Source organism: Acinetobacter sp. SWBY1 (genome assembly GCF_002946595.1).
Lineage (GTDB): Bacteria > Pseudomonadota > Gammaproteobacteria > Pseudomonadales > Moraxellaceae > Acinetobacter > Acinetobacter towneri.
Genome location: NZ_CP026616.1, coordinates 2085675 through 2109817 on the forward strand (window position 1 = coordinate 2085675; position 24143 = coordinate 2109817).

19 protein-coding genes and 3 pseudogenes are annotated in these 24143 nt (G+C 37.8%); 16 read left to right on the top strand and 6 right to left on the bottom strand.

All coding sequences use genetic code 11. From position 1 onward, the window contains the following. The first annotated feature begins 22 nt into the window (after window positions 1–22). Genes C3Y93_RS10090 through C3Y93_RS10100 form a run of 3 tightly spaced genes read left to right on the top strand, consistent with a single transcriptional unit; the run spans window position 23 to window position 2965 of the window. Entirely contained in the window at window positions 23–385 is a 363-nt protein-coding gene (locus C3Y93_RS10090; RefSeq protein ID WP_104852816.1) for a GtrA family protein, read from the top strand. Continuing rightward, window positions 382–1311, top strand: a complete 930-nt coding sequence (locus C3Y93_RS10095) for a glycosyltransferase family 2 protein (protein WP_104852817.1) — start codon at window positions 382–384, stop codon at window positions 1309–1311. Before C3Y93_RS10090 ends, C3Y93_RS10095 begins: the two co-directional genes overlap by 4 nt. Further along, a complete protein-coding gene (locus C3Y93_RS10100; RefSeq protein WP_104852818.1) occupies window positions 1301–2965 on the top strand; it encodes a DUF6044 family protein in 1665 nt (554 codons plus the stop codon). The genes C3Y93_RS10095 and C3Y93_RS10100 overlap by 11 nt, the downstream gene beginning before the upstream one ends. Before the next feature lie 272 nt (window positions 2966–3237). Here the strand turns inward: C3Y93_RS10100 and C3Y93_RS10105 are convergent, their stop codons facing one another. After that, window positions 3238–4563: an ISNCY family transposase gene (locus tag C3Y93_RS10105; RefSeq protein ID WP_104852819.1), complete on the bottom strand. Its 1326-nt coding sequence runs from the start codon at window positions 4561–4563 to the stop codon at window positions 3238–3240. 155 nt (window positions 4564–4718) lie between these two features. On the opposite strand from C3Y93_RS10105, the pseudogene C3Y93_RS10115 reads away from it, so the two are divergent. Then, window positions 4719–4979: pseudogene (locus C3Y93_RS10115) on the top strand (integrase core domain-containing protein); the annotation flags it as partial. A gap of 28 nt (window positions 4980–5007) precedes the next feature. Here the strand turns inward: C3Y93_RS10115 and C3Y93_RS10120 are convergent. After that, window positions 5008–5277: pseudogene (locus C3Y93_RS10120) on the bottom strand (IS4 family transposase); the annotation flags it as partial. 66 nt (window positions 5278–5343) lie between these two features. Here C3Y93_RS10120 and C3Y93_RS10125 point away from each other — a divergent pair. The 3 genes from C3Y93_RS10125 (at window position 5344) to C3Y93_RS10135 (ending at window position 8206) form a co-directional block, all read left to right on the top strand. Beyond that, window positions 5344–6276 carry an IS5-like element IS17 family transposase gene (locus tag C3Y93_RS10125; protein ID WP_104852821.1) on the top strand — a complete coding sequence of 311 codons (933 nt, stop codon included), beginning with the start codon at window positions 5344–5346 and terminating at the stop codon, window positions 6274–6276. Between the two features lie 329 nt (window positions 6277–6605). Continuing rightward, on the top strand, window positions 6606–7427 hold the full coding sequence (dapB, locus tag C3Y93_RS10130) for a 4-hydroxy-tetrahydrodipicolinate reductase (protein ID WP_104852822.1): 822 nt from the start codon (window positions 6606–6608) through the stop codon (window positions 7425–7427). 131 nt (window positions 7428–7558) lie between these two features. Next, entirely contained in the window at window positions 7559–8206 is a 648-nt protein-coding gene (locus C3Y93_RS10135) for an START domain-containing protein (RefSeq protein ID WP_104852823.1), read from the top strand. A gap of 93 nt (window positions 8207–8299) precedes the next feature. On the opposite strand, the gene C3Y93_RS10140 is transcribed toward C3Y93_RS10135, so the two are convergent. The 4 genes from C3Y93_RS10140 to C3Y93_RS10155 form a co-directional block, all read right to left on the bottom strand. After that, window positions 8300–9742 carry a capsule assembly Wzi family protein gene (locus tag C3Y93_RS10140; RefSeq protein ID WP_104852824.1) on the bottom strand — a complete coding sequence of 481 codons (1443 nt, stop codon included), beginning with the start codon at window positions 9740–9742 and terminating at the stop codon, window positions 8300–8302. 349 nt (window positions 9743–10091) lie between these two features. Beyond that, complete coding sequence (locus tag C3Y93_RS10145; protein ID WP_104852825.1) at window positions 10092–12278, bottom strand: polysaccharide biosynthesis tyrosine autokinase; 2187 nt, start codon at window positions 12276–12278, stop codon at window positions 10092–10094. Window positions 12279–12328: 50 nt separating this feature from the next. Then, window positions 12329–12757 (bottom strand): low molecular weight protein-tyrosine-phosphatase, encoded by a 429-nt coding sequence (locus C3Y93_RS10150; RefSeq protein WP_104852826.1) that lies wholly within the window; start codon window positions 12755–12757, stop codon window positions 12329–12331. Beyond that, window positions 12757–13839: a polysaccharide biosynthesis/export family protein gene (locus tag C3Y93_RS10155; protein ID WP_213064875.1), complete on the bottom strand. Its 1083-nt coding sequence runs from the start codon at window positions 13837–13839 to the stop codon at window positions 12757–12759. Before C3Y93_RS10155 ends, C3Y93_RS10150 begins: the two co-directional genes overlap by 1 nt. A gap of 294 nt (window positions 13840–14133) precedes the next feature. Between C3Y93_RS10155 and C3Y93_RS10160 the strand changes: the two are divergent. The 9 genes and pseudogenes from C3Y93_RS10160 (at window position 14134) to pseH (ending at window position 24142) form a co-directional block, all read left to right on the top strand. Further along, window positions 14134–15013 (top strand): annotated as a pseudogene (locus tag C3Y93_RS10160) (IS5 family transposase). 190 nt (window positions 15014–15203) lie between these two features. After that, entirely contained in the window at window positions 15204–16481 is a 1278-nt protein-coding gene (gene tviB / locus C3Y93_RS10165) for a Vi polysaccharide biosynthesis UDP-N-acetylglucosamine C-6 dehydrogenase TviB (protein WP_104852828.1), read from the top strand. Window positions 16482–16521: 40 nt separating this feature from the next. Next, entirely contained in the window at window positions 16522–17553 is a 1032-nt protein-coding gene (locus tag C3Y93_RS10170; RefSeq protein WP_104852829.1) for an NAD-dependent epimerase/dehydratase family protein, read from the top strand. A gap of 261 nt (window positions 17554–17814) precedes the next feature. Beyond that, the gene (locus tag C3Y93_RS10175) at window positions 17815–19614 is read left to right on the top strand and encodes an ABC transporter ATP-binding protein (RefSeq protein WP_104852830.1); all 1800 of its coding nucleotides are present in this window, start codon (window positions 17815–17817) and stop codon (window positions 19612–19614) included. A 63-nt stretch (window positions 19615–19677) separates the two neighbouring features. Continuing rightward, the gene (pseB, locus tag C3Y93_RS10180) at window positions 19678–20676 is read left to right on the top strand and encodes a UDP-N-acetylglucosamine 4,6-dehydratase (inverting) (RefSeq protein WP_104852831.1); all 999 of its coding nucleotides are present in this window, start codon (window positions 19678–19680) and stop codon (window positions 20674–20676) included. 1 nt (window position 20677) lies between these two features. Continuing rightward, entirely contained in the window at window positions 20678–21838 is a 1161-nt protein-coding gene (pseC, locus tag C3Y93_RS10185) for a UDP-4-amino-4,6-dideoxy-N-acetyl-beta-L-altrosamine transaminase (protein WP_104852832.1), read from the top strand. Between the two features lie 2 nt (window positions 21839–21840). Further along, window positions 21841–22533, top strand: coding sequence for a pseudaminic acid cytidylyltransferase (gene pseF, locus C3Y93_RS10190; RefSeq protein ID WP_104852833.1), 693 nt, complete (start codon window positions 21841–21843; stop codon window positions 22531–22533). Beyond that, the gene (pseG, locus tag C3Y93_RS10195; protein ID WP_228153764.1) at window positions 22506–23636 is read left to right on the top strand and encodes a UDP-2,4-diacetamido-2,4,6-trideoxy-beta-L-altropyranose hydrolase; all 1131 of its coding nucleotides are present in this window, start codon (window positions 22506–22508) and stop codon (window positions 23634–23636) included. The genes pseF and pseG overlap by 28 nt, the downstream gene beginning before the upstream one ends. Then, window positions 23630–24142: a UDP-4-amino-4,6-dideoxy-N-acetyl-beta-L-altrosamine N-acetyltransferase gene (pseH, locus tag C3Y93_RS10200; protein ID WP_104852834.1), complete on the top strand. Its 513-nt coding sequence runs from the start codon at window positions 23630–23632 to the stop codon at window positions 24140–24142. The genes pseG and pseH overlap by 7 nt, the downstream gene beginning before the upstream one ends. Window position 24143 lies beyond the last annotated feature (1 nt).

A 24143-nucleotide genomic window follows, 5' to 3' on the forward strand; every position in this document is an offset into this window, starting at 1 on the left:
TTACAATAAATAATTGAAACAAATGTTTAAACTATTTAGTCGATATTTTTCGATTGGTATACTAAACACATCTCTTCATTGGATAGTTTTTCTCCTTTTAGTAGTCTCTTTAGATATTTCACAAATGATTGCTAACCTTTTAGCATTTTCTGTTGCTGCTACATTCAGTTTTTTTGCAAACTCCAAATGGACATTTAAATCTGATGTAACTTTATTCCGTTATTTTAGTTTTGTAATTTTTATGGGGACTATGGCAGTAACTTTAGGATATATTGCAGATAAATTGAATTTACCGGCCTTAGTTACTTTAATGACTTTCTCTATGATAAGTTTGTTTCTTGGTTTTATTTATTCTAATTTTTTTGTATTTAGAGATAAAAAATGAAAATTTCGTTAGTTGTTCCTGTTTTTAATGAGGAAGAAGCTATTCCTATTTTTTATGAGTCAGTAAGAAATTATGAAGGTTTACAAAAATATGATGTGGAAATCATTTTTATTAATGATGGTAGTAAAGATCTAACAGAATCAATTATTCACAAACTATCAACTACAGATAATCTAGTTAAGGTATTAAGTTTTACTAGAAACTTTGGAAAAGAACCGGCTTTATTTGCAGGGATAGAGCATGCAACGGGTGAAGCTGTAATTCCAATTGATGTTGATCTTCAGGATCCCATTGAAGTTATTCCACTATTGATTGAAAAGTGGCAGGCCGGAGCTGATATGGTTTTAGCTAAACGAAGTGACAGAAGTACTGATAGCTATTTAAAAAGATCGACAGCTTTGGCATTTTATCGATTACACAACAAAATTAGCTCGCCGAAAATTGAAGAAAATGTTGGTGACTTTAGGTTAATGTCTCGGGAAATTGTGGAAAATATTAAGAGGCTTCCTGAAATAAATCTTTTTATGAAAGGAATTCTTTCGTGGGTTGGCGGAAAAATTGAGGTTGTTGAATATGTCCGTCCTACAAGAAGTGCTGGTCAAACCAAATTTAATGGATGGAAACTTTGGAATCTTGCGTTAGAGGGTGTAACAAGTTTTTCAACCATACCATTAAGAATTTGGACGTATGTTGGACTTCTAATTGCAACCTTATCATTTTTATACGGTTCTTGGTTAATTATAGAAACAATTATTTGGGGAAATGATGTAAAAGGATATCCATCATTACTAGTTTCAATCTTATTTCTAGGGGGAATTCAACTAATAGGAATAGGTGTTTTAGGTGAATACATAGGTAGAATCTATATAGAAACTAAGAATAGACCAAGATATATTTTAAAAAGAGATTTTAAAAATGAAATATAAGCTAGAACTATATTTTTACTTTTTTAGTGTATTTATTTTAATACTATTTTTTAGCTTAAATTACTCAAACCTTTTTATTGAGATACATGATAATTTAGATCAGCATTTTGGTTGGTATAAACTACTATCAGACAATAATGCATGGTTTTCTAAAAATAACTATTTATTGCCATATATGGGGGAAACTGAAAGAGGTATTCTCTTACCAGAAACACAACTTGTTAACTTCATATTTATATATTTGGATCCATTACTTGCACATTGTGTTCTTATAGTTACCAAATTTACAATTGGTTTTTTTTCATTTTTAATTCTAGCAAATTATCTTTTTAGCAACAAAAATATTCCAACAATCTATGTATGTTTAATTGCTATTTCATTTGCATTAATGCCTGGTAATGAAAACTTGTATATAGCTCAGGCTTCTGTACCACTGATTTTATATTTATACTTAAAATATATTAATAAACAAAGTATAGTTTTTTTAATTTTAATACTTGCATACCCAATACTCTCTGAGTTAACAAGATTTGGAATGTTTATTTTGGTTTACATGGGATTCCATTTTATATATTTAATATATAAAAAAGATTCTCGATATAAATATAGTTTTTTATCCTTGATTTTCTTATCTTTAGGATACCTTTTAGTAGAATACAGACTAATATTTAGTATGGTTTTATCTAGTGAAGATACGATCAGAAAAACAATGATATTGCTAAAAGAAGGTAATTTATTAAAAGTATTTATTAAATCGATAGTCTCTGGACAATATCATTTTTCAAATTTAACTTTTGTTTTTATACCTTTCACGCTGTATCTTATTTTTATAAAAATAAAACAAGATATTAAACTACCAACACCAATTTATCTGCTTTTCGGACTAATAATTGTTAACTGTTTCATATATGCAGTGTATACCACAACTGATGTTAAGTATCTAGTATGGGAATATGTTTCACCGCTATCTGGTTGGAACTTTTCTAGATTTATATGGTTTAATTCTTTCTTTTGGTGCTTGGCAACATTATCATTAATCTCATACCTACACAAAAGCTCTAATAAATTTATAATATTATTTTTTCTATTTGCTCAATTAGTACTTACCATCGTGTATCCAACATATGGAAATGATTTTTATAGGACAATTAAATGCAACTACCTATCGAAGTGCGAGAATCAATTCTCGTACAATGAATTTTATAGCATTAATTTATTTGATAAAATCAAAAACACAATAAAATATAATAAAGATGAAAGAGTTATAGCTTTTGGATTTCATCCAAGTGTTCTTACTTATAATGGTTTTTATACTATGGATGGATACCACAATGCATATTACCAAAAATATAAAAATGAATTTAGAGGCTTGATTAAGCCTGGACTAGATCAATCTGAAAAATATAAAGCATATTTTGATAATTGGGGTGGTCGAGCTTATATTTTTTCAAAGGATTCAGATTATAAACCACATAGATCAATTAACACAAAATTCGTTTACTTACCAATTGACTTTGAAGCCGCTAAAAATATGAACATTAAATATGTTATTTCGAATGATCCAATTGTTTTAAATAACAAATTAAAATTTATTGGATTATTTTCGGATCCGAGTTCTCCATATAAATTAAGAGTATATGAGTTGGTTTACTAGATAAATAATAGACTTCTTGCGTTAGTCAAAATTTAAACAGCCCAAAGCTACATTTTATAAGGTTTTATCCAATTCAAAAATTAGGTAAAACGATACTTTCGCAAGAGGTCTAATCTATTACGATAAAAATGGAAGCAATTTGCTTCTATTTTTAAATTAATTAGGTGGTTTATGTCGCACTTCAAGTTTTACTCTGCGGAGATTTGTAATAAACCTACTTAACATAATGGCGGTTATACGCAATTTTTGTGTTATTCCTAAGTAGAAATGTCCTATATGGACAATTCCAAGTCAAGCACAGGATTTAGATTTCGTTCTTTGATTGCTATTTTCTGTGCACGTCTGCTTGGCATCTTTTGAGAACGATTGCGTTTGTTTTGTTGTTCCAGTTCTTCATGCTGTTGCTGGATATGATTCAGAACAGCACCCAACCGTTTATTCTCAACAATCTCTCGCTGATTCAGCTGACTTAATTTATCGAAGAGGCTGTAATTGATCTTTCGGCCATCATGCATGAGGGCTACAGTACCATCCGGGTATTCCAGGAACTCAAGATACTTACCGATCAACCTTTGATTTTCTTCGGTGTTTTCCAGGAGATATACGCATTTATCATAAGTAATCGTCAGGCTATTCGTGACTCTGCGGGGTTCACGCCAAGTAAAAATATCATCTAATTCTTCGGCTGTTTCAGTGATAGGCCGATGTAGATCCTTAGGATTAAAAGCCATCTTGGCGAACTTCTGATTGAACTGCTCAATGCAGCAGGGTAGCCAGGCATTAGCTTGCTCAATCGAGCTGATACCTTCCAGACGCATCTCCTTGATCAGACGGTCCTGAAGGGTTCTGTTGGCACGTTCCACACGGCCTTTGGCCTGTGGTGAATTGGCGAAGATGATATCGATATTCAGGGTACTGAGTACGCGTCCAAACTGGGTAATCTTGGTGTCTTTCTTGCTGCTTTGATTCACCCTGAAGACTGAATGTTTGTCGCTGTAAAATGCCAACGGCTTACCATGCTGCTCAACATACAAGCGTGTTGAAATCATATAGTCAAAGGCTGATTCTGATTCACAGAAGCGTAAATGCTGCAATTTTCCTGTAGCATCATCGATAAACACCAGCAGACAGCATTTAGCAGCGCGTCCTTCAAACCAGTCATGATATGAGCCATCAATTTGGATCAGTTCACCAAAGCAATCCCGGTTGTAACTAGGCTGATACGGGCGTTTCAGGCGCTTGGATCGAGGAATCCATAAGTCAGCTGCAGTCATCCAGGAACGCAGGGTTTCTACTGAAAGATCGAATCCATGTACGGTGGTGAGCTTTTCATGCGCTAAAGTGGGTCCGAAACCATGGAGTTGGTCAGAAACAATATTGAGGCACTTGAGTCTGAGTTCTTCAGGAAGTTTGGAATTGCTGATTTGGCCACGACCGGCATGGGCTAATGCAGCGGGACCTTGAGCTTTGTATTTCTGCAGTAAGCGTCTGATCTGACGTTCTGAAATATGAAGTAGCTGAGCAGCCTGGGATTGAGTTATGCGTTGATCGCAGATTTCCTGCAAGACCGACAATCGTTTAAGTTCTTTATCCGACATAGACACCAACATATCAAACCGTCCGCTAACGAAATTGCAAAAGTGCATATTCTAAAAGCGGACATTTTTACTTTGGAGAAACCGGACATTTCTATTTTGGAGTTACATTTTGACTTCGCATAAGGTGTATTATGTTAATTGTAGGAAAACTTCAAATTAGAGCATCAGTCGGTACAACTGGTGATTCATACGATAATGCTCTGGCTGAAACAGTGAATGGCTTATACAAAACAGAGGTGATTGAATATTTAAAAGCAGATTGGCAAGGTTTAGCAGATGTACAACTTCCGACACTAAACTGGGTAGATTGGTTCAATAAAAAGTGTGTACACAGTGCACTGGGTTATGTATCGCCTTTTGAGTTTGAAGCAATGTACTATGATAAGATTAACCCGTTATTAGGTCTGGTGGCCTAACTTAAATAAAAAAGTCTCCGACAAACCCGGTACGGTTCACTTTGTCGAATGAAAAAATATTGAAAATCAACTGAGAAATTTGACGATAATCAAAATACTGACCTGCAAAGAAGCGCTGCATACGTCGATAAAATGATTGTGGTAAGCACTTGATGGGCAAGGCTTTAGATGCAGAAGAAAGATTACATGTTTGCTTTAAAATGATCACAAGCATGATGAGCGCAAAGCACTTTAAATGTGACTTGTTCCATTTTAGAGATTTGTTTAAGATAAGATATAACTCATTGAGATGTGTCATAGTATTCGTCGTGGCTTTGTTGCACAAACCTATCTGTAAAGGCTTTTTCAGCGATATAATTTTCAAATGAAGAAGCCTACACACAAAATCTACCGCACAACCAATTGGCCCGCATATAACCGAGCACTCATGAGTCGCGGAAATATTGCCATTTGGTTTGATCCTGCTACGCAATGGTATGCTCCATCAAAAGGCAAACAAGGGCGAAATCAAACCTACTCCGACGCAGCTATCCAATGCTGCTTAATGATTAAATCCTTATTCCGTCTATCTTTACGTCTGGTCACTGGCTTTGTGCAAAGTCTGATTAAACTTTGCGGATTAAATTGGACCGCACCAGATTACAGTACGCTTTGTAGAAGACAAAAGCATATTGATATTGCAATCAGCTACCCAAAAAGTAGCGATGGGCTGCATCTACTCGTAGACTCTACAGGCATGAAGTTTCTAGGTGAGGGCGAATGGAAACGCAAGAAACATGGAGCTGAATATCGTCGCCAATGGCGTAAACTACATATTGGTATAGATGCCAAAACCCTTCAAATACTCGCTATTCAACTCACTACAAATAATGTGAGTGATTCACAAGTACTTGGTGATTTACTCGATCAGATTCCTCAAGATGAGCAGATTGACTCTGTTTATACCGATGGAGCTTATGACACCAAGCAATGCCGTCAGGTCATTGCAGATCGGCAAGCACATGCGGTGATTCCACCTAGAAAAAATGCGAAACCATGGAAAGATACAAAGAGTAGCTCGCTAGCGCGAAATGAATTACTTCGAACAGTTAAACGTTTAGGCAGGACACTATGGAAAAAATGGTCAGGCTATCATCGCCGCAGTTTGGTGGAAACCAAGATGCATTGCATCAAATTATTAGGCGATAAATTAATGGCAAGAAGCTTTCCTAGTCAGGTGAATGAAATTCATGCACCTGTAGCAGTCCTCAACAGATTTACGGAATTAGGTCGACCACTTACCCAAGTTACGCCTTAAATTTGGCTCAATTAGGGGCGCTTTGCATTTCAAATCTTTGTGCAACAAAGCCATTCGTCGTTAGAAAACAATTATTGTGACATTATTTCAATGAGTTATCTATTTTTGTCGTGTACAGAGGAAATTCACATAAAAAACAGCTTTTTGCTGCTAAATTTTTAATGGAAATCTCCTAAAAATTAGCCAGTATGATCTAAAGTCTGACTTACTCCCCCAAAGACAGTAATTTTCCGATAAAAATAAACCCAGAAACTTGGCAGACAAACTTAGTCTAGGCAGCGAGTTTTGCTATAGTAAGCACAATTTAGAATCTATTTTAGGAATATGCTATGTCAGCAACTCCACGCATTGGTGTATTAGGCGCAGGCGGCCGTATGGGACGCATCTTAATTCAAGCCGTTCAAGAAGCAGGTTACCAGTTGGCAGCCGCAGTAGAACGTCCAGAAAGCAGCTTATTGGGTGCAGATGCAGGAGAGTTGGCAGGTGTAGGTACACTCGGTGTGAAAGTCGTGGGCAGCCTAGAACAAGTATTAGCTGACTGCGATGTCGTGATCGACTTTACCGCACCAGCCGCCACTGCACAGCACTTAAAGCTTTGTCGTGAAGCAGGCGTGGCGATTGTGATTGGCACCACAGGCATGAATGATGAACAAAAAGCATTCTTAGAAGAATCGGCTCAACAGACGCCAGTGGTGTATGCCGCCAACTATTCAGTTGGTGTAAACGTATCTATTAAACTGCTGGAATTGGCAGCCAAAGTCTTTGGTGATAGTGTAGATATTGAAGTGATTGAAGCGCATCATCGTCATAAAGTCGATGCACCATCAGGCACGGCATTAATGATGGGCGAGGCCATTGCAGCAACCTTAGGTCGTGATTTAAAACACGATGCTGTTTACTGCCGCGAAGGACACACAGGGCCACGTGAACGTAAAAGTATTGGTTTCCAAACCATTCGTGGTGGCGACATTGTGGGTGAACATACCGCGATGTTTATTGCCGATGGCGAGCGTGTGGAAATTACCCACAAAGCTACCAACCGCATGAACTTTGCTGCAGGTGCAGTCCGTGCTGCAGCGTGGGTGGTGGGACGCGAAGCGCGTAAATACGATATGAAAGATGTCCTTGGATTTAGCGATATACAGATTTAAAACTGCGCAGTAATACGAAATAGATAAAAATTACTTGAACAATTTTTAATCTACCGCTAAAACTAGGGTCTGATGTCATGGATGATAAAGCATCAGACCCGATCTAAAACTAAAATAAGATGTAAAATAAAATGAAAAAATCTCTGCTCATGCTTGGGTTAAGCACCTGTATTTGTGCAGCTTCTGCGCAAAATATTGAACATGCCAAACTGAGCATACATAAAAACAATATTAAAGTCTGGACCTTTCAACAGCAGTCTAGCCCTGTATTCTTATACAGGGCAGAAACGACCTTTAATGTGCCTTTAGAAAAAGCCGCTGCCTTAATTTTAGATGTCGATCATGCCGTGAAATGGGTGCCTTATGTGGGCAGTGTCAAAGTCTTGTCACGCGATGACCAAAAAGGTGAGTTCTTGCTGTATATGGTGCTGGATTTTCCTTTTCCACTAAAAGATCGTGATTTGGTGGTCAAAGGCAAAATGAGTAAAGATGCGCAAGGTATGATTAGTATTCAAAATAAAGCCATTGAGGGTGGCTATCCATTGAACCCAGATTATGTGCGTATTCAGGACTACGAAGGCGACTGGACCTTTCAGAAACTGGGCAATCACAAAGTCAAAGTCAGTACCTATGGCTATGCCAACCCTGAAGGCTCGATTCCTTTAAGTTTTGTGAATATGTTTGTGCAGCAGCAACCGTATCAAATGCTGCAGAAAATGAAAATTGAATTAAGCAAAAGCGGTAGTTATAAGACATTGCCTGAAATTTTGCGTCAATGAATATTTGAGTTACGCTGAATTTGTAATCTTAGAAAAAATGGATGAAATCGGTGCCGATCTCATCCATGAAGTATTTCGGTCTAGCGGGTAGGCTTAATATGAAAACAGCCCTTTTTCTAAAGGAAACTCAATACCAATAGACGCACCACCATCATTGTCATGAATATCTGAATCGCTGATCCAGCCATTCAGTTTAAGTGGAATATCTGGGCGTAAATAATGCGTCCAAGTTAAATCTAAAGCCTTTAACTCATCTTTTTCAGGGAAAGCTTGGTTGGTTGTGCGGTTTGATTCATTCAATTTGGCAAACAGCATACGTGCATTCACGCGGTTGATACGATCAAAACGTATATCCCCACCCACTGAAATCATTTGTCCATCACCGCCCATGGCATGCGCTAAAGGATAGCCATGTTGGTAGAAGCCACCTTTATAGGTGCTATGATTATAAGTGATACCTTGTGCTTTACCGTTAGTACGGGTATCTGCCCATTCGGTATAGAGTTGGAACGGCATATCTTGATAGCTTGATGAGTAATCTACCCCAGCTAGATACATTTTTTTAGCGGGTAAGCCACCCGCTTCATCTTCACCTGCATATTGTGCATAGACAGCCATTGGAAATTGTAGCAAGGGCTGTAGGTTCAAACGCGCATCAAAGCCTGCAATTTGGTTAGATGGGTCGGGTTCGCCTGTGCCGCCGTTGTCTTTATTGCCAACAAAAGCATCCCAAAGTGAGTTCAAGCTTTCTGGACGATCTTCACCCCCCCATTGAAAGGCACGTGAAGCACCCAATTCCAAATAAGGTAGCGGTTGTGCAGTGACACGTAAACCAATCAATTTGGCATCGGGTACAGTATCATAATCATGCAACTGACCTGCAAAGGCTTGATATTGCCATGGACCAATCCATGACAACCATTTGTTGCTGAAAGCTTGTTGTTCAGCACGTTGCATGGTTACGCCGTAAACTGGGCGGCTAGCATCGCCACGAATTAAACTGCCGTCATGTGCAGGCCCCCAGTAGGTTGGAATTTGCCCTGCAATGAGCCATTGATTCCAAAGCTTGGCTGCAATATAGGAACCTTCAATATTGACATCTTGATCGTTATCAATTTGTGGGTCTTTTTCTGCATTGACCCGAATTTTAGCATCCCAGTGTTGATTGCCTGCATTGAGTTCCAAGCCTGCTTGATATTGCGCTTTTTGTTGGTCGCCAAACGCTTGTGGAATATTTTTTTGATCAGTTTCTGCAAAAAGCGAGGCTTTGAACACTTGGTTATTGGCATTTAAATGTGCCACCACTGCATCGATGACTTTTTGTTGATTGTTGTTGCTGACTTTGGCTTGAGAAAGTGCACGTTGAATTTCATCACCACTCATAGGCCAAGTTGAAGTACTAATTTGAATCACGCCTTGCTGATTTAGCCAGTTTAAATCGGTACGAAGGTTTTGGTCATTTAAGACAATGCCTTGGGCAAAGGTTAAGGATGAGCTTAATGCCAGTGTCGCCAACAGCGCTTTGGGTGGAAACATGCTTATATATTCTCAGCGTTTATAAACTGTAACCAAGATAGGTTTTTGAGTGGATTTTTGCAATGTGAATTGTTGAGTATTGTTGTAAATTTCAACAGAAAATTCTTCTGTAAAAGGGGGGGAGAGGTTAGCACAAGCATAAACTTTGTAATGGAGCTCATCCCTGAGGAAGAGTTTAAGCACAGCTTTAAACTCTTGCGTAAGAAAGGGAGGTTAGGAGGGATTTTTAACTTTTGTGGCTTGCATCATATATTATTCACCCTTAGTAAAAATCCCCCTCTTTGCGCCATACATGGCTCATCTTTGACAAAGAAGGAAGCCTAGCAAAAAGGGAGGTTGAGTAAATAGTTTAATCATCATCCTTATTGGCTTTATAGGCATAAGCATAGTTATAACCATAGCCATAACCACCCGCTTCACGTTGAATATCATTCAAAATAAAGCCATTTACTTTCACACCAGCTTGTTCAAAACGGTTGACAGTCAGTTCAAGCTCTTTCATTTGAGTCTTGGCATAACGTGCCACCACCAAATTCACACCCGCATATTGTGAAATAATAATCCCATCGGTGACGGCAAGAACTGGCGGGGTATCAATCAGAATATGGTCAAACTGGCTCGACAAGTGCGTGAGCATGTCTGCAAATTTTTGCGTGCTTAACAATTCTGATGGATTAGCAGGACTTTTACCACGGCTGATGAAGCTTAAATTTTCAACTTCAGTATCGTGCACAACACTGCCTAACTCTTGTTGACCATTCAGGTATTCGGTTAAGCCAGGCTTAGGGTCGTAATTAAAGTATTTGTGCATATAACCACGACGTAAATCGGCTTCAATCAGTAATACGCGCTTATCACTTTGCGCCAAAATGGTCGCTAAGTTGGTCGAAATAAAAGATTTACCTAATTCGGGTGCAGGACCAGAAATCATAATGATATTGTTTTTGGCACTGCTTAAAGCAAAGTGAATCGCAGTACGCATGCTGCGTAGACTTTCAATCGCAATATCATCACTGTTTTTCACTGCAAGAATAGGAATATTCTTCTTCTTTTTCAGATTTTTAATACGGCTTTTTTGCACAGATGAATGTGGCACAGTGGCATAAACAGGTAAATCCAGTTCATTTTCAATTTGATTCGAGTCTTTAATACCTGAGCGCAACATATTACGCATAAGTGCAAATAAAAGGCCAATAAACGTTCCCATAAATAATGAGATAACGAGAACTCTCATTTTTTGAGGTTTAATAGGTGCAATAGGTTCAACAGCTTGGTCTACAATTCTTACGTTACCAATTTCACCTGCTTTTACAATGCGCAGTTGTTGGTAAGAGTTAAGCAAGCCTGTATACAGCTGTTGTTTGACTTCTACTTCACGGAATAGTTGTAAATATTGGCGTTGTAATTCTGGCAAGCGTTTAAGGGTGCCATCTAATTCTGCAATACGTTTATTAATCACATCCAATTGTGCATTCATTTGCTGCATAGCTGGGTGTTCATTAGTGTATTTAGCTGAAGTTTCTGCGATTTGTTGTTCAAGAGACGCTTTTGTGGTTTCAAGGCTAATACTTTGAGAAATATAGAGATTTGATTCTTGTGTAACATCGACCGTATTATATTGTTGGCGGAATCGGTTAAATTCACGTTCTGCCACATCTAACTGTTGTTGCAGTTCAGGGAGTTGATCTTCCAAAAACTTTAAGGTTTGTGCCGTTTCTGCAGTACGACGTTCAATATTTTGTTGAGTATAGGTTGTTAGAATAGCATTGAGTACCTGAGTAATATGTTTTTTATCAACACCTTGATAGGTTAAACTAACAATACCTGCCCCATTCCCTTTTTCTGAAACTTGGTATTGAGATAACAAAGATCTAACAGCAGCAGGCAAGCTTTGCTTAGATATATTATAACTTGTATCAAAATGGTCTTGACTAAAAATAGCCACTTTCCACAGCCCAAATTCAGACTGTAATTGATTGGCTTGGTTTAAAGGTGCAGAAAAAACCACCTTTTCGGTTGCTGCATCGGTTAGGCTGTATTTGCCTTGTGCAAATTTTAAAATTAAGTTTTTATCTTGAAAATATTGCGGGATATCGAACTGACGAATATCAAAACTTTTTTGATTGTCTTTAAATAGCACTGACTGAGATGAATATTCAATGTCATATTCATGCTTGGCAATTAAACGATTCCAGAAACTGTCTTCTGTACCCGAAACGCGGATATTTAAATTCAGATGGTCAATCACGTTACCCAACACCAAACGTGATTTTAAAATTTCAATCTCTGCTTGAGCTGGCGATGCTTGATCAATCGCTGTGGCTAAATTTGCTGATAGGACTGAGGAAGCACCTTTATTGCTTTCAACTTGAATGAGAGCATCAACCTGATAGATATTTGGTGTGGTTCTTAAATACAGTAAAGCGCAGAAGATACTGAGTAGAGCGCAAAGGGTAATCAGTTTCCATTGCGCAATTAAGGAAAAAAATAATTCCTTTAAATCAATGCTGTCTTCGGTGTTGGCGGTTTGGCTCATAGTTTAAACATCAAAAAAGTAGAATTTTAAAAAAGTTGGAATATCAAAAATTAGATATATTTTTTCCAGTCCGCAATATAGGTTTTAATCAACTGACAGGTTTCATCAAATACGGCTTGATCGGACCGATACGGGTCAGCCACGTTTTTACTTTGCCAGTGCCCTAATCTAAAGGTTTTGCCCTTGGCAAAGGGCCAAGTTTGTTCCACATGCTTTTGTTGATTTTGGCTCATCACCAAAATCAAATCGGCTTTTTTAATCAGTTCTGCATTGAGTTTTTTGGCTACGTGTGGACTCATGTCTATACCGTGACGTTGCATACATAAACGTGCTTTGTCATCGGCTGAATTGCCCACCAAGCCTGAAATGCCCGCAGATTCAATCTGTAAGTGTGGATATTGCTGTTTTAAAAAGTATTCTGCCATGGGGCTACGGCAAATATTGCCAATACACACCACCAAAATGTGATTAATTTTCATTAATTCCCCAAGCGTTCAAAACCAGAAATAGCATTAGAGAATGGGACAATTTGATTAATAATACGTTGCCAGCGGACTAAACCTGTCGGATCAACGTAAACAATATCATTGCTGCGCATTTTAAATTGATTGGCAAGACCAAAGTCTCCTATACTGGTCAAGTCAAGATTATAAATTTCGGTTATTTGATTGTTTGGTTGGTAGCGTACTACATAAATTTTACTGCGGCTTGCAGTAAAAGGATTGACACCTAAACTTTCACCCAAAACATCGCCTAAACTCATACCTCCTGTACGCATCGCTAAAGCGTGGTTTTTTCCAGCCTCACCCATCACGTATACTTTTTGATCTTCTCTGGCATTGACGTAAATGGTATCGTTAGCCTGAATAAGTAGATTATGTAAAGAATATCCAGCCCTTTCTAATTCGATACTGTTAAGGATGTAACTTCTTCCGTCACGAATTAGAGTAATCGAAGCATTGTCACCTTGTTGGGCATTAATACCACCCGCCATACCTAAAGCATTATATATACTGACAGGCTGGTCTGTTAAATAATATACACCACTCTGCCCAATATTCCCTTGAACTGAGTAGCGTTGTCCTTGATAAGAGGAAACTCGAGCAATCACATCTGGGGTTTTTAAATAACGGGATAACTGACCACGAAGTTCACGGTTAACTTGGCTTAAAGATTTACCAGCAGCTTTATAGCGGCCAATAATCGGAAACTGAATATAGCCGCTTTGGTCAATTTGATAACTATTTTTAGCGTCAGAATTACTTCCCGAAATTTCAGGATATGCCCATAAATAAATAGAAATAATATCGCCTGAACTTAAGGTGTATTGACGCTGTGGTGTATGAAATAAATGCGCATAGTCTTGTTGAATATTGTGAACTGCAGGCTGCACCGTAAGCATTGAGTCTTGGGTGAGTTTAATAACATTGACTGCGGTGCCCAAGTCGGTGGTATAGACTCCTTCATTTGGTAAGTCATAAGTTTGTAAGCCAGAGGTGACAGCGCACCCCGTAGTGGCAATGCCACATGCCAATAAAACAGCCAGTTCAAAGTGTCGCACGCGAAATTCCATTATTAATTTTTTAAAATATTTTAAATCAATTGCTGCCATTTTACCGAACTTGTCAAATAGGTACATAGCAATTTGTAATCATTTTGTAGATTTAGTCACAACTTTAAAGCAAAACAAGATAATCTAGGACTTATGCATTGACGAATTCAAAAAATTATTAAAATACTTGGCTTTGTTGCACAAACCTATCTGTAAAGGCTTATCTAGCAATATAATTCTTTAATGAATAAGCCCGCACCTAAAACCTATCGCACAACCAATTGGTCTTCTTACAACTGAGCTTTGGTGAATCGAGGAAATATCTTGATCTGGTTTGACCCGACTACTCAATGGTATGCACAACCAAAAGGCAAACATGGTAGAAATCAAACTTATTCTGATGCGGCTATTCAATGCTGCCTTATGATCAAATCACTATTTCGACTCGCTTTACGCATGGTCACTGGCTTTGTTCAGAGCCTCATTAAACTTTGCGGCTGAGCAGCCCCGAATATCAGTGATATTCGTATTCGACTATTTGTAGAAGACAAAAGCATATTGATATTGCAATTCGCTATCAAAAAAGTCGTGATGGTTTCCACCTACTCGTCGACTCTACTGGCTTGAAGTTTTAGGTGAAGGTGAATGGAAACGTAAGAAACATCAGCCTGAATATCGTCGCCAATGGCGTAAACTTCACATTGGTATAGATGCTGAAACGCTGCAAATACGGGCTGTTCAGCTCACGACAAACAATGTCAGTGATTCACAAGTACTCGAGGATTTACTTGATCAAATTCCACTTGATGAGCAGATTGATTCTGTCTATACAGATGGTGCTTATGACACGAAACACTGCAGAAAAGTCATTTCAGATCGACAGGCACATGCGGTGATTCCGCCAAGAAAAAATGCGAAGCCCTGGAAAGACAAAAAGCTGAGATCTTTAGAAAGAAATGAATTGTTGAAAACGGTTAAATGCCTAGGAAGAGCAATTTGGAAAAAGTGGTCTGGGTATCATCGCTGAAGCTTGGTAGAAACCAAGATGCATTGCATCAAATTATTGGGAGATAAACTCAGTGCACGGAGTTTTCAAAGCCAGGTGAATGAGATTCATGCACGTGTGGCAGTATTAAATAAATTTATGGAATTAGGCCGAGCTCATACCCAAGTTGTCACTTAAATTTGAGTCGCTTAGAGTAGTTCTATTTTTTAAATCTTTGTGCAACAAAGCCATATTGCACCATTAAAATCTGGGACTAAACACCTAATTTGAGCACAAATCATAATAGAAATTTCATAAATTTCTGCTAGTATCCCTGCCGAAAGATTCATTCTTCATAAAATACAGATATAAATTTAAAGGCGCTAAAATGCTACAACTCTCTGAGCTAAAAATTGCCGTTATTGGTTTAGGCTATGTCGGTTTACCCTTGGCAGTTGAATTCGGAAAAAAATTGCCAGTGGTGGGTTTTGATATTCAACAAAAACGTATACAAGAATTACAAAGTGGGCAAGATCACACTTTAGAAGTGTCGCCAGAAGAGCTACAACAGGCGACTCAGCTCTCTTATTCAGCCAATTTAGAAGACTTAAAAAGCTGCAACTTTTTTATTGTAACGGTTCCTACGCCCATTGATGACTATAAACAACCTGATTTAACCCCACTTATTAAAGCCTCTACCAGTATTGGGAAAGTACTTAAAAAAGGCGATGTGGTGGTGTACGAGTCTACGGTATACCCAGGTGCAACTGAAGAAGCCTGTATTCCAGTTTTGGAACAAGTGTCAGGCTTAAAATTTAATCAGGATTTTTTTGCAGGCTATAGCCCAGAACGGATTAACCCAGGCGATAAGCTACACCGAGTCACCAATATTTTAAAAATCACTTCAGGCTCTACTCCAGAAGTAGCAGATTTTGTAGATCAGGTTTATAACTTGGTGATTGAAGCAGGTACACATAAAGCCGCGAGTATAAAAGTGGCTGAAGCAGCCAAGGTCATTGAAAATACCCAGCGTGATGTGAATATTGCTTTAATTAATGAATTGGCCGTTATTTTTAATAAGTTGGGTATAGATACTGAAGCGGTATTGCAGGCTGCGGGAACCAAGTGGAATTTTTTACCTTTCCGTCCAGGTTTAGTCGGTGGGCACTGTATTGGGGTGGATCCATATTATTTAACCCATAAAGCACAGTCTATTGGTTATCATCCTGAAATTATTTTAGCGGGTCGTCGTTTAAATGATGGTATGGGCGCTTATGTGGTGACTCAGTTAGTCAAAGGGATGATTAAAAAGAAAATTCAGGTAGAAGGTGCTAAAGTTTTAGTCTTAGGCTTAAGTTTTAAAGAAAACTGCCCCGATATTCGCAATACAAAAATTATTGATATTGTGACTGAACTGAAAGAATATCAAATAGATGTAGATGTGCATGACCCTTGGGTGGATATGCAGGAAGCCGAGCATGAATATGGCATCAGCCCTGTACAGTCAGTGAGTGACAATAGCTATGATGCGATTATTTTAGCGGTGGCACATGAGCAGTTTAAACAGATGGGTGCAGCGCAAATTCGTGCTTTGGGTAAACAAGCGCACGTGCTATATGATTTAAAATATGTGCTAGATGCGAAAGAAGCCGATATTCGACTTTAAGTAAAGTGCAAATAAATAAAGAATAAGGAATGATAAGTTAATGAGCCAATATCGAACAGTATGTGAGCAATTACAACAAGCACCAAAAACTTGGTTAGTGACAGGCGTGGCAGGTTTTATTGGCTCAAATTTGTTAGAAACTTTACTTAAGCTGAATCAGAAAGTTGTGGGTTTAGATAACTTCGCGACAGGTCACCAGCATAATTTAGATGAAGTACAAAACTTGGTAAGTGCAGAGCAATGGGCAAACTTTAAGTTCTATGAGGGTGATATTCGTAACCTAGAAGATTGCCAAAAAGCCTGTGCAAATGTGGACTATGTATTGCACCAAGCAGCTTTGGGTTCTGTACCACGTTCTATTGCAGACCCAATTACTACAAATGCTGCCAATATTACGGGTTTTTTAAATATGTTGGTGGCAGCCCGTGATGCAAATGTATCTAGCTTTACTTATGCTGCCAGTAGTTCTACCTATGGTGATCATCCTGCATTGCCAAAAGTGGAAGAAAACATTGGTAACCCACTTTCACCTTACGCTGTTACCAAATATGTAAATGAGTTGTATGCAGATGTATTTGCACGCACATATAGTTTTAAGGCCATTGGTTTACGTTACTTTAATGTGTTTGGAAAGCGTCAAGACCCGAACGGTGCATATGCAGCGGTGATTCCTAAATGGACGGCTGCCATGATTGCAGGTGATGATGTTTTTATTAATGGTGATGGTGAAACCAGTCGAGATTTTTGTTTTATTGAAAATACCGTTCAAGCCAATATTTTAGCTGCTGCCACACAAAATGAAGAAGCGAAAAACCAAGTTTATAATGTGGCAGTGGGTGACAGAACAACATTAAATGATTTATTCAATGCGATAAAAGCAGCGCTCAATGAAAATGGTGTGATTTATGCAAAAGAACCAATATATCGTGAATTTCGGGCAGGAGATGTACGGCATTCGCAAGCTAGTATTAACAAAATTAAAACCTTATTAGGTTATGAACCTGAGTTTTTGATTTCTCATGGTATAGAGGAAGCAATGCCTTGGTATATACAGTTTTTAGGAACAAAGTAAAAGAGTTGTATTTGTTCTATAACTCATTTTTATATAGCTGGCTATTATGATTCCATGTTCAAATAACAACCATTTTAGCTTTGATATCTTAATAGACCTTTTGCGAAAGTATAGTTTTATCTAATTTTGAATTGGCTAAAACCTTATAAAATATAGCTTTTGACTGATTAAAATTTGACTAACGCAAGAAGTCTAATTTATGTATTTAAAGAATGTATGTGTGTTATTAATAATTTAGTTATTTTAAAATAGAGTTGTAGAATGTTGAAAATGATTCGAGAGCTATTCTCTCTCCTTAGTGCCCGCCAGCGGAAACAGTTTTACATTTTGCAAATACTGATTGTAATTATGGCATTCACTGAGTTAATTGGGATTGCTTCTATTGCACCATTTATGGCATTGGTTGGTGACATAAGTTTGCTTGAAAAAGAGGGTGTATATTCCAAACTCTATCAATTATCGGGCATTGAAAATCCGGCAGATTTTTTATTCTATTCTGGTTTATTTGTACTATTTACTCTTGCATTTTCGACAATTATTTCTATGTTTACTATTTGGCGATTGTCTTTATTTGGTGCAAAAGTTGGAGTAGAGATTGCAGATCAATTATATGAGCATTATATGCAGCAGAATTGGTTGTTTCATGCAGGTGGAAGTAGTGCTCAATTGACAAAACAGATTTCCATAGAAACAATGAGAGTTACCAGTGGTATAATCCAACCCTTAATGCAAATAAATGCAAAAGTAGTATTAGTTATCTTTATTACGATTACATTACTCATGCTTGATCCAGTAATTGCTCTCACGGGATTGATGATATTTGTAAGCGCATATATTTTATTATACAAATTGGTAAAAAAACGCTTACAAAAAAATGGACAAAACCTATCTGATGTATCTATTGAACGCTTTCGTTTGATGAATGAAGGTTTTGGAGGGATCAAAGATGTTCTGTTGCTAAATCGTCACTATGATTTTATCGAGCGGTTTCAAAAGTCTGGGAAAATATTAGCCTATGCTCAAGGTGGTAATATTTCAATAAGTCAAGTACCCCGTTACTTTATGGAGTTAATTGCTTTTGGTGCGATGATTGGCTTGGTATTGCTATTACTTAAATTACATCAGGGGAATCTAGGCGAGGTACTTCCAGTATTGGCAGTATATGCTTTGGCTGCATTCAAGCTACTTCCTGCATTACAGCAAATTTATTCGAGTATTACTCAAATAAAGGGTAATGCTGCTGCATTTGAATCAATTAAAAAAGATCTTGCAATGACATTGAAAAAGTCAGAGTCATCAGCAGTAAATCATAAATTACAACAATTACTACTTAAAGAAAAAATCAGATTACAAAATGTAACTTTTAGCTATCCTGGTAAATCTAAACCCGCAGTACATGACTTAAATATGGTAATACCTGTGAACAGTGTTGTAGGTGTTGTGGGGTCATCGGGTTCTGGAAAGTCAACAACAATAGATTTGTTATTGGGTTTGCTTACACCACAGCAAGGTGAAATATATATTGATAATATACGTATCACTGAAACTAATATACGTACATGGCAAAATACAATAGGTTTCGTTCCACAAAGTATATATTTAAGTGAAGGTACAATTGCAGAAAACATTGCATTTGGTTTACCAGCCAAAGATATTAATCTAGATCAAGTACAGAAAGCTATTGAGTTAGCTAACTTAACCGAATTAGTAAAGCAATTGCCTAATGGTATAAATACGAAAGTGGGGGAGCGAGGTGTACAACTCTCCGGGGGGCAACGCCAACGTATTGGTATCGCAAGAGCACTTTATCATGAAGCAAATGTGCTTATCTTTGATGAGGCAACTAGTGCTTTAGATGGAATTACTGAAAAAATTATTATGGATGCGATTCATGATTTTAGTGGTAAAAAAACGATTATTATGATTGCCCATCGACTAAAGACAGTGCGTAAATGTGACGTTATTTTCATGATGGAACAGGGTAAAATTGTTGATCAGGGGACTTATCAGCATTTGTTAGAAACTAACCCAAAATTTAAAGAAATGGCTGAGCATGCTTAATGTATAGCCTGTTAAACCATCAGGACTTAAGAGTGAAAGTTAAAATTCAAGAAGGTAAACTTAATGTTAAGTAATAGTACAATTCTTATTACCGGAGGTACGGGTTCATTTGGTAACACCTTTGTGCCGATGACACTTGCAAAATATAATCCTAAAAAAATTATTATTTTCTCACGCGATGAAATGAAGCAATGGGACATGGCCAAAAAATATCAAGGAGATGACAGAGTTCGTTTCTTTATAGGTGATGTCCGTGATAAAGAGCGTTTGTACCGTGCTTTAGATGGGGTGGATTATGTAGTTCATGCGGCTGCCACAAAAATTGTACCTACGGCCGAATACAACCCATTTGAATGTGTGAAAACAAATATTAATGGTGCGATGAACTTGATTGATGCCTGTATTGATAAAGGTGTAAAAGGTGTCGTTGCACTTTCAACAGATAAAGCAAGCAGCCCAATTAACTTGTATGGTGCGACGAAGCTTGCATCAGATAAATTGTTTGTAGCAGGTAACTCCTATTCTGGCGAGCATGGCACTAAGTTTTCTGTTGTGCGTTATGGGAACGTCATGGGTTCGCGTGGTTCGGTCATTCCATTCTTTTTGTCTATTAAAGATAGTGGTGTATTACCTATTACCGATGAGCGTATGACGCGCTTTATGATTTCTTTAGAGGACGGAGTTGGGCTAGTCTGGCATGCATTTGAAGACATGATTGGTGGTGAAATCTACGTTAAGAAAATTCCATCAATGAAAATGACGGACTTAGCTCGTGTGGTTGCACCTGAAGCTAAGCAAGAAGTTATTGGTATTCGCCCTGGCGAAAAACTGCATGAGCAAATGATTAGTGCGGAAGATGCTTATTATACTTATGAATACCCAGAGCATTTTAAAATTTTACCGACAATTAATAAGTGGGCAACAGATCCAGCGCGTATTAAAGATGGCAAAAAAGTACCAGAAGGTTTTGTATATGCAAGTGATAACAATACCGAATGGATGAGCGATGTTGAATTGCAAACTTGGATAGAAGCTAACCGTGAGAAAATAGGAAATATTTAATATGTTTATCCCATATGGCAAGCAAAATATTAATCAGCAAGATATTGATGCTGTTATTCAAGTGCTGCAGTCAGATTTTCTTACGCAAGGTCCACAAGTTCCTTTATTTGAAAAAACTGTCGCGGAATACGTTGGAGCAGAATATGCATTGGCGGTGAATAGTGCAACTTCTGCTTTGCATATTGCTTGCTTGGCATTGGGATTGCAAAAAGGAGATGTATTGTGGACGTCTCCTATTACTTTTGTGGCTTCTGCGAATTGCGCTCTTTATTGCGGTGCAGACATCGATTTTGTAGATATTGATCCACAAACTTATAATTTGTCTGTAGATGCACTACAGAAAAAACTAGTACAGGCTAAGTTGGAAAATAAATTACCTAAAATAGTGATACCTGTGCATTTGTGTGGACAGTCATGCGATATGGAAAAAATTCATGCGCTGTCTAAAGAATATGGCTTTCGTATTATTGAAGATGCATCTCACGCGATTGGAGGAAAGTATCAATCAGCCTATGTAGGTGCATGTAAATATTCTGATATTACAGTTTTTAGTTTTCATCCAGTCAAGATTGTGACTACTGCTGAAGGTGGGATGGCATTAACCAATAATGCAACCTTGGCACAGAAGATGGACTTGCTTAGAAGTCATGGGGTTACCCGTAATACGGCATTAATGAATAAAGAGACAGAAGGACCGTGGTATTATCAACAGGTAGAGTTGGGTTTTAATTATCGTATGACAGAGTTACAGGCGGCTTTGGGCGTTTCTCAAATGCATCGATTAACTCAATTTGTAGAAAAACGTCATATAATTTCAAATAAATATAATGAAATTTTGAAAGATTTACCTGTCATTTTACCGTACCAGATTCCTGAAAGTTATTCAGGTTTGCACTTATATGTAATTCGTCTGAAGTTAGATGAACTAAAAGCTTCGCGTAAACAAGTTTTTGAAGCATTACGCGCCAAAGGTATTGGTGTAAATGTTCACTATATTCCTGTACATACGCAGCCCTACTATGAAAATCTAGGTTTTAAATTGGGAGATTTTCCTGTAGCTGAAGCCTATTATGATTCAGCGATCAGCTTACCAATGTACCCTGATTTGACAGATGCTCAGATTCAATATGTGTATGAGTCACTGAAAGAGGTTTTGGTATAACAATGCAGTTGGCTGTGATTCCTGCACGTGGTGGAAGTAAAAGAATACCACGTAAAAATATAAAGATGTTTCATGGCCAACCTATGATTGCATGGTCAATTCAAGCAGCTATAGAGAGTGGTTGTTTTGATGAGGTTTGGGTATCTACAGACGATGAAGAAATTGCGGAAGTTGCACAAGTTTATGGTGCGAAGGTGCCTTTTTTAAGACCTGTACATTTGTCGGATGATTTTGCAACCACTGCAGATGTAATGTCACATGCAGTAGAGGAATTTGGCAAGATAAATCATGCTTTACCAGATTATATTTGCTGCTTATATGCGACTGCTCCGTTTGTGACCAAAGCAGATTTGGTGCAGGGGCTAGAAAAGATTAAAAATAATAGTAATTTGAATTATGTATTTAGTGCAACAACTTACCCATTCCCAATTCAACGTGCAATCAAATTGAATGAAAATGACACAGTAGAAATGTTTTCACCACAATATTTTAATGTTCGCTCTCAAGATTTAGAAGAATCTTGGCATGATGCTGGGCAGTTCTACTGGGGTACTGCGGGAGCTTGGTTTAATAAAGAGATGATTTTTTCCACTCAATCTAGTGTTGTAGAGTTACCGCGTTTTAGAGTACAAGATATAGACACACAAGAAGACTGGGATCGTGCTGAATGGTTATTCAAAGCAATACAGCAATGAACGTTGTCTTTCGGGTAGATGCCTCTATTCAAATGGGTACAGGGCATGTCATGCGGTGTTTGACTTTAGCTGATGCTTTGAAGAATCGGGGGGCAGAATGCTATTTTATTTGTCGTGAGCACCCTGGCAACTTGATTGGTCTAATTACCCAACGAGGCTATCATGTTGATGCATTGCCTTATATGGATTTATCTCAAGAAGATAAGTTGCAAAACCATAATGCTGATCTTGCGCATGCTGCTTGGCTAGGCGCAACACAAAAAGCAGATGCGAGTTTATGTATTCCTATTATGGAAGCATTAAAGCCAGATTGGTTGATTGTTGATCATTACGCTTTGGATATACGCTGGGAACAAGTATTGCGGCCATATTGCAAACGAGTAATGGTTATTGATGATCTAGCCGACCGTGAACATGACTGTGACTTGCTGTTAGATCAGACATTTGGGCGAGATTTAAAGGATTACATAGCACGAGTTCCAGTCTCTTGTGAAATTTTGTGTGGTGCTGAATATGCTTTATTACGTCCTGAGTTTTCTCAGTGGCGTGAGTATAGTCTTGAACGTAGAGAAAACAGTCAACTTAAACATCTGCTCATTAATTTAGGTGGGGTGGATAAAGACAATATCACGACCCAAATACTTATAGCACTTAAGCAATGCGCTTTACCTTCTGAATTAAAAATTACAGTGGTGATGGGTGGGACTGCACCATGGATTAAAGAGGTGCGCCAACAAGCTCAAGATATGCCTTGGACAACCGAAGTTGTGGTGGGTGTAAATAATATGGCTGAGTTAATGGCAAAAAGTGATTTAGCTATAGGCGCTGCTGGTTCTACTTCTTGGGAGCGGTGCTGTTTAGGGCTTCCTTCTATCATGGTCGTATTGGCTGATAATCAGAATTTGATTGCAAAAGATTTACATAATTGGGGGGCCGCTATTTCGATTCAGCAGAAAGAGATAGAGCACAATTTGCCATTTATTCTGAATCAGTTATCGACTTCTCAGCTAAAACATATGCAATGTAAAGCATTACAAGTTACGAAAGGCTTAGGTGTGAAAATATTGCTAAGTTATATTAATAGTGAGTCAGACTTATGCTAGATCACACTAAAGCTAAGCTTAGAAAATTAGAAAATAAAGATTTGAGTACCATTTTAGAATGGCGCAATCATGATGATATTCGCAAATGGATGGTGAATACGTCAATTATTTCTTACGATGATCATTTAAAGTGGTTTATTCGCAATCAAAACCGTACAGATAGACATTTTTTTGTTTTTGAATATATGGAGCAACAGGAAGGTTATATATCTTTCCAAAAAATTGAAAATAGTAAAGCTTATGAGTGGGGATTTTATATAAAACCGAATACTCAAAAGGGTATGGGTTTTCTATTGGGTGAGGTGAGTTTGGCATTTGCATTTAGACACTTGAATATTGGTAAAATATTTGGTCAAGTGCTTTCATTTAATCAGAAATCGATAAAATTTCATCAAAATCTAGGCTTTTTTCAAGAAGGTATTTTAAGAAAGCATTTTAAAGATGAGCGTGGTGAATTTGATATTTTTCAGTTTGGATTGTTCCAATCTGAATGGTTGGAGAGATAAG